This is a genomic window from Streptomyces sp. GC420 (assembly GCF_009916105.1).
Lineage (GTDB): Bacteria > Actinomycetota > Actinomycetes > Streptomycetales > Streptomycetaceae > Streptomyces.
Genome location: NZ_JAAAXQ010000416.1, coordinates 1 through 6,318, shown reverse-complemented (window position 1 = coordinate 6,318; position 6,318 = coordinate 1). Strand labels below are relative to the sequence as shown.

At 70.3% G+C, this 6,318-nt stretch carries 7 protein-coding genes; all 7 read left to right on the top strand.

Annotation, left to right across the window (positions count from 1 at the left end; all coding sequences use genetic code 11):
* Window positions 1–6: 6 nt before the first annotated feature.
* The 7 genes from GUY61_RS32810 (at window position 7) to GUY61_RS32780 (ending at window position 6,120) form a co-directional block, all read left to right on the top strand.
* Complete coding sequence (locus GUY61_RS32810) at window positions 7–450, top strand: roadblock/LC7 domain-containing protein (RefSeq protein ID WP_166633963.1); 444 nt, start codon at window positions 7–9, stop codon at window positions 448–450.
* Entirely contained in the window at window positions 447–863 is a 417-nt protein-coding gene (locus tag GUY61_RS32805; RefSeq protein WP_166633961.1) for a DUF742 domain-containing protein, read from the top strand. The genes GUY61_RS32810 and GUY61_RS32805 overlap by 4 nt, the downstream gene beginning before the upstream one ends.
* Complete coding sequence (locus GUY61_RS32800; RefSeq protein WP_166633960.1) at window positions 844–1,467, top strand: ATP/GTP-binding protein; 624 nt, start codon at window positions 844–846, stop codon at window positions 1,465–1,467. The genes GUY61_RS32805 and GUY61_RS32800 overlap by 20 nt, the downstream gene beginning before the upstream one ends.
* Complete coding sequence (locus tag GUY61_RS32795; protein WP_166633959.1) at window positions 1,464–2,747, top strand: cytochrome P450; 1,284 nt, start codon at window positions 1,464–1,466, stop codon at window positions 2,745–2,747. Before GUY61_RS32800 ends, GUY61_RS32795 begins: the two co-directional genes overlap by 4 nt.
* Entirely contained in the window at window positions 2,744–4,006 is a 1,263-nt protein-coding gene (locus tag GUY61_RS32790; RefSeq protein ID WP_166633958.1) for a cytochrome P450, read from the top strand. Before GUY61_RS32795 ends, GUY61_RS32790 begins: the two co-directional genes overlap by 4 nt.
* A 128-nt stretch (window positions 4,007–4,134) precedes the next feature.
* On the top strand, window positions 4,135–5,253 hold the full coding sequence (gene serC / locus GUY61_RS32785; RefSeq protein WP_166633962.1) for a phosphoserine transaminase: 1,119 nt from the start codon (window positions 4,135–4,137) through the stop codon (window positions 5,251–5,253).
* 171 nt (window positions 5,254–5,424) lie between these two features.
* Window positions 5,425–6,120 (top strand): ester cyclase, encoded by a 696-nt coding sequence (locus GUY61_RS32780; protein WP_166633957.1) that lies wholly within the window; start codon window positions 5,425–5,427, stop codon window positions 6,118–6,120.
* Window positions 6,121–6,318: the final 198 nt, after the last annotated feature.

Genomic DNA, 6,318 nt, shown 5'->3' with positions numbered 1-6,318 from the left:
CCCCCGATGACCGCACCAGCCACCGGTACCGGCTCCGCCACCGACGAGAAGCTCGACTGGCTGCTGGAGAGCCTGCTGCAGCGGACCCCGGGAGCCCGGCACGCCTTGGTCCTGTCCCGGGACGGGCTCAAGCTGTGCCGCACCCCCGAACTGTCGGTCGACCAGGCCGACCAGCTGGCCGCCATCTCCGCCGGCATCCAGAGCCTCTCGCACGGCGCGTCCATCGAGTTCGGCGACGGCACCGGCGGCGTACGCCAGGCGATGGCCGAGTTCTACGGCGGAATCCTGTTCATCGTGGAGGCCGGGGACGGCGCGCACCTCGCCGTCGTCGCCGACGAGAGCGCCGACGTCGGCCTTGTCGGCCACAACATGAGCGAACTCGTGGAACAGCTCGGCGACTACCTGAGCGCGCCCCCGCGCACCGACGGCAAGGACGGCAAAACCGTATGACGCCGCCCCTACCGGGCAACCCTTCCGACTTCCCCAGGGGCTCCGGCTCCCGGCCGGGCCGCCGCCCCGGCCGGGACGACGACCCGGACCGGCTGTACACCGTCACCGGTGGCCGCAGCCGGCCCGGCTCCGACGCCTTCGACCTGGTGACCCTGGTGGTCGCCGAGTGCGACCCGGCCCCCGGCATGCAGTCGGAGCACGCCCTCATCCTGCGGATCTGCCAGCGCCCGACGGCCGTCGTCGAACTCGCCGCCGACCTCGGGCTTCCGGTGAGCATCATCCGGATCCTGCTGTCCGACCTCCTGGACACCGGCCGGATCAGCGCCCGCCACCCCCGTGTTTCCCGTACGACGGCCGAACTGCCCGACCCTGACATCCTGGAGCAGGTGCTCGTTGGACTTCGCAACCTCTGATCTCAGCCCCCGCCGCCGTGCGCCGCTGAGCAGCACCGCCGACAACGGGCTGAAGATCGTCATCACCGGCGGTTTCGGCGTCGGCAAGACCACCATGGTCCGTTCGGTCAGCGAGATCCGTCCGCTGAACACCGAGGAGACGATGACCCGGGCCGGGGAGTCGGTGGACGACCTGACCGGCGTCACCGGCAAGACGGCGACCACGGTCGCCTTCGACTTCGGCCGGATCAGCATCGACGCCCGATCGGTCCTCTACCTGTTCGGCGCCCCCGGTCAGGAGCGCTTCTGGTTCCTGTGGGACCGGCTGTTCGCGGGCGCCCTGGGGGCGGTCGTCCTGGTCGACACCCGGCGGGTCTCCGACTCCTGGTACGCCATCGACCGCCTGGAGCACCACGGGATGCCGTTCGTGGTGGCGAGCAACGACTTCGGCGGGCCCCACCACACCGAGGCGCAACTGCGGGACGCCCTCGATCTGAGCGACCACGTTCCGCTCCTCACCTGTGACGCCCGTTCCCGGCTGTCGAGCAAGAACGTACTGATCACCCTCGTAGAGCACCTCAAAACGCTGTCCGCGTCCGCCGCCCGGGAGATCTCCGCACCGTGACCACCACACCGAGCCCAGCCCACTCCACCCACACCGGAGCCGCCGGCCCCGCACCGGACGCCGTGCCGTTCAGCGGGCCCCGCTTCCATGTCGAACCCGCCGCGCTCTACCGCGAGATGAGGCGCGACCACGGCGCTGTCGCCCCCATCGTGCTGGACGGCGACGTGCCGGCCTGGCTGGTGCTCGGCTACCGCGAGATGCTCCATGTCACCAGCGACCCGGTGCTGTTCAGCCGTGACTCGGACCTGTGGAACCAGTGGGCGCGCATCCCGGACGACTGGCCGCTGCTGCCGATGATCGGCCGCAAGCAGCCCTCGATCCTCTACACGGTCGGCGAACGGCACCGGCAGCGCGCCGCCATGATGAGCGACGCGATGGAGGCCGTCGACCCGTTCGAGCTGAAACGGCACGCCGAGCGGTATGCGGACGAACTCATCGACGCCTTCTGCGGATTCGGCGAGGCCGAGCTGATCGGCCAGTTCGCGATGCTGCTGCCGGTGCGTGTCCTCGCGAAGATCTACGGTTTCCGCGAGGACCAGGGCCCGATGCTCGTGAAGGCGATCAACGACCTGGTCAACGGCACCGCGGAGGCGATCTCGGGCCAGCAGTTCGTGGCCCGGTCGATGGCCGAGCTCGTGGCCCTCAGGAGCGAGGCCCCCGGCCCCGACGTGGTGTCCCGGATGATCGAGGGGAACCACCACGGGTTCACCGGCGAGGAGATCATCCAGGACCTGATGGTGATGACGGTCGCCGGCCACCAGCCGACCGCCGACTGGATCGGCAACTCACTGCGCCTGATGCTCACCGACGACCGGTTCGCCGCCTCCTTCACCGGCGGGCGGCACAGCGTCGCCGAGGCCATGAACGAGGTGCTGTGGGAGGACACCCCGAGCCAGAACATCGCCGGGCGCTGGGCCTCCCGCGACACCCAGCTCGGCGGCCGCCGCATCCAGCAGGGCGACCTGCTGGTGCTGGGCTTCGCCGCCGCCAACGCGGACCCGCAGGTGCACATCGAGGGCGGAAGGATGCGCGGCGGCAACAACGCCTTCTTCTCCTTCGGGCACGGCGACCACCGCTGCCCCTTCCCCGCGCAGGAGATCGCCGAGGTCATCGCGCGCACGGGGATCGAGGTCCTGCTGGACCGCCTCCCCGACACCGATCTCGCGGTGCCCGCCGAGACGCTCGTACGGCGTCCTTCCCCGTGGCTGCGGGGGATGTCCGAGCTGCCGGTGCGCTTCACCCCGACCCCCACCCTGACCCCTCTTGGAGGAGACCGATGAAGTGCCCTGTGTCGGGTCATGCGGACCCGATCCGGCTCGACCCCCTCGTCGGCGACCTGGCGGGCGAGACCGCGGCGCTCGGCGCGGCGGGCCCGCTGGCCGCCGTGGAACTGCCCGGGGGCGTCCCGGTGTGGGCGGTCACCCACTACGCGGAGGCACGGTCGCTGCTCACCGACCCGCGACTGGTCAAGGACATCGAGGTGTGGGGGGCCTGGCAGCGGGGCGAAATAGCCCCCGACTGGCCGCTGATCGGGCTGGCGAACCCGGGCCGTTCGATGCTGACCGTGGACGGCGAGGAGCACCGGCGGCTGCGTTCCCTGGTGGCGCAGGCGCTCACCCCGCGCCGGGTGGAGCAGCTGCGGGAGCGGATCACCGAGCTGACCGAGAACCTGCTGGACAAACTGCCCCGGGACTCCTTCGACCCCGTGGACCTCAAGGCGGAGTTCGCCTACCCGCTCCCGGTGTACGTCGTGAGCGAGCTCATGGGTGTCGAGCGGGAGCAGCTGCCGCGCCTGCAGGTGCTGTTCGAGAAGTTCTTCTCGACGCAGACCCCGCCCGCCGAGGTCGTCGCGACCCTCACCGAGCTCAACGGCCTGATGGCGAAGACCGTCGCGGAGAAGAAGGAGGCACCCACCGACGACCTGACCGGCGCGCTGATCCAGGCCTCGGAGGACGGCGACCGGCTCACCGACGAGGAGATCGTCAACACCCTCCAGCTGGCGATGGTCGCCGGCCATGAGACGACCGTCTCACTCATCGTCAACGCGGTGGCGGCGCTCCTCGCCCGTCCGGAGCAGCTCCGCCTCGTCCTGTCGGGTGAGGTCGGCTGGGACGTCGCCGTCGAGGAGACCCTGCGCTGGGCCACGCCGACCTCGCACGTCCTGATCCGCTTCGCCACGGAGGACGTGCCGGTCGGGGACAAGGTCATCGCCAAGGGCGAGGCGCTGATCGTGTCGTACGCCGCGATCGGCTGGGACGAGCGGCAGTACGGGCCCACGGCGGCGGAGTTCGACATCACCCGTCCGGGGCCGATCCGCCACATCTCCTTCGGCCACGGCCCGCACGTGTGCCCCGGCGCGGCCCTGTCGCGTCTGGAGGCGACCATCGCCCTTCCGGCGCTCTTCGCCCGCTTCCCGGACCTGCGGCTCGCGGTCGAGCCGTCCGAGCTGCGCAACAAGCCGGTGGTCACCCAGAACGACATGTACGAGCTTCCGGTGTACCTGAACCCCGCCCCGGTGGCGGCGTCCGCGGGAGCCTGACCGCGCCTCACCACGGCCGTCACGTGCAGAAATTCGGATGATCCCACAAAGCGAGAGACTCGTCTCATCCGGCGGACATGACAGTCCGCCGGGTGTGGCGAGCGACTAGGCTCGCGTCCGTGGCCGACATCCAGGACATCCAGATCCCCGCTGACCTCAAGCCCGCCGACGGACGATTCGGTTCGGGCCCCTCCAAGGTGCGCACCGAGGCGCTCGCCGCCCTGGCCGCCACCGGTACCTCGCTGATGGGAACCTCGCACCGGCAGGCCCCGGTCAAGAACCTGGTGGGCAAGGTCCGCCAAGGTGTGAGGGACCTGTTCTCCCTCCCCGAGGGCTACGAGGTGATCCTCGGCAACGGCGGCTCCACCGCCTTCTGGGACATCGCGACGCACGGTCTGATCGAGTCGAAGTCGCAGCACCTCTCCTTCGGCGAGTTCTCGTCCAAGTTCGCCAAGGCGGCGAAGCTCGCGCCCTGGCTCGCCGAGCCGAGCGTGATCTCCTCCGAGCCCGGTACCCACCCGGAGCCCGCCGCCGAGGCCGGCGTGGACGTGTACGCCTTCACGCACAACGAGACCTCCACCGGCGTCGCGGCCCCGGTCAAGCGGGTCGCGGGCGCCGACGAGGGCGCCCTGGTCCTGGTGGACGCCACCTCCGGCGCGGGCGGTCTCCCGGTCGACATCACCGAGACGGACGTCTACTACTTCGCCCCGCAGAAGTCCTTCGCCGCCGACGGCGGTCTCTGGATCGCGGCGTTCTCCCCGGCCGCGCTGGAGCGTGCCGCCCGCATCCACGCGTCGGGCCGCCACATCCCCGAGTTCTTCTCGCTGCCGACCGCGATCGACAACTCGCTGAAGAACCAGACGTACAACACCCCGGCGCTGGCCACGCTGTTCCTGCTGAACGAGCAGTTGGAGTGGATTAACGGCCAGGGCGGTCTGGACTGGGCGGTCTCCCGCACCGGCGACTCCTCCGCGCGCCTGTACAACTGGGCCGACAAGTCCTCGTACGCCACCCCGTTCGTCACCGACCCGGCCAAGCGCTCCCAGGTCGTCGGCACCATCGACTTCGCCGAGGGCGTGGACGCGGCTGCCGTCGCGAAGGTGCTGCGCGCCAACGGCATCGTGGACACCGAGCCGTACCGCAAGCTGGGCCGCAACCAGCTGCGCGTCGCGATGTTCCCGGCCGTCGAGCCGGCGGACGTCGAGGCCCTGACGGCCTGCGTCGACTACGTGATCGACAAGCTCTGACTCCGGCACCGAGCGGCACAGGGCCCGGCGCGCACGGCGTGCCGGGCCCTGCCGCGTGCCGGCGGCCGAAGGGCCGGTGCCTTCACCGAGCGGCGACGGGCCAAGGGTCGGGTATAGCCTGAAATGGCCCTGATTGTTCTGTTCGTTCCGTCCGGTGGGAGGAGCGCGGCCATGACATTCATCCAGGTCATCGACTGCAAGACCAGCAAGTACGACGAGCTGAACCGGCTCATGGACAACTGGGTCGAGGCGACGCAGGGGAAGCGGACCGCGACCCACTCGATCGTCGGGCGTGACCGCTCGGACTCCACACATGTCGTGGAGATCGTCGAATTCCCCTCCTACGAGGAGGCGATGAAGAACTCGAAGCTCCCGGAGACGGACCGGATCTTCCAGGAGCTGGTGGCCGCCTGCGACGAGATGCCCTCCTTCACGGACCTCGACGTCGTCCGCGACGAACAGCTCAACAAGCTCGCGGTCCGCACCTTCTTCGAGGACGTGGTCAACAAGCGGAACCTGGACGCCATGGACGAGCTGTGCACGCCCGGCTACCGGGAGCACGACCCGTCCCTCTCCTCCTACGACGTAGGACTGGCCCAGTCCAAGGAGGAGAACCGCGAGCTGATGAACGCCTTCCAGGCCACGTTCACGATCGACAGCATGATCGCCGAGGGCGACATGGTCTGCGTCCGCTACTCCTACCAAGGCCGCCACACCGGCACGTTCCAGGGCACACCCGCCACCAACCGCGAGTTCTCCGGCAGCGGCCACGGCACCATCCGCCTGGAGGGCGGCAGGATCGCCGAGACCTGGTGGAACGAGGACGACCTCGGCATCCTGCGCCAGCTCGAACTGGTCGGGATCTAGAGCGATCCAGAGCCGGCTTCCGGGACCGGCCCGCGCCGGCGGCCGGCTGCCGCTAGCGGCGGCGGAGTCTGCGCAGCCAGACGAAGGCGGCCGCCGCCCCGGCCAGGACGACGGCGCCGAGGGTGAGGCTGCGGTCGCCCCCGCCGCCGTCCGCGCTCGCGTCACCGCCGCCCGAGCCGTCCGCCCCGTCGCCGCCCC

Coding starts and splice junctions, on each gene's coding strand:
- GUY61_RS32810 (WP_166633963.1), top strand. CDS start 7: ATGACCGCACCAGCCACCGGTACCGGCTCCGCCACCGACGAGAAGCTC.
- GUY61_RS32805 (WP_166633961.1), top strand. CDS start 447: ATGACGCCGCCCCTACCGGGCAACCCTTCCGACTTCCCCAGGGGCTCC.
- GUY61_RS32790 (WP_166633958.1), top strand. CDS start 2,744: ATGAAGTGCCCTGTGTCGGGTCATGCGGACCCGATCCGGCTCGACCCC.
- GUY61_RS32780 (WP_166633957.1), top strand. CDS start 5,425: ATGACATTCATCCAGGTCATCGACTGCAAGACCAGCAAGTACGACGAG.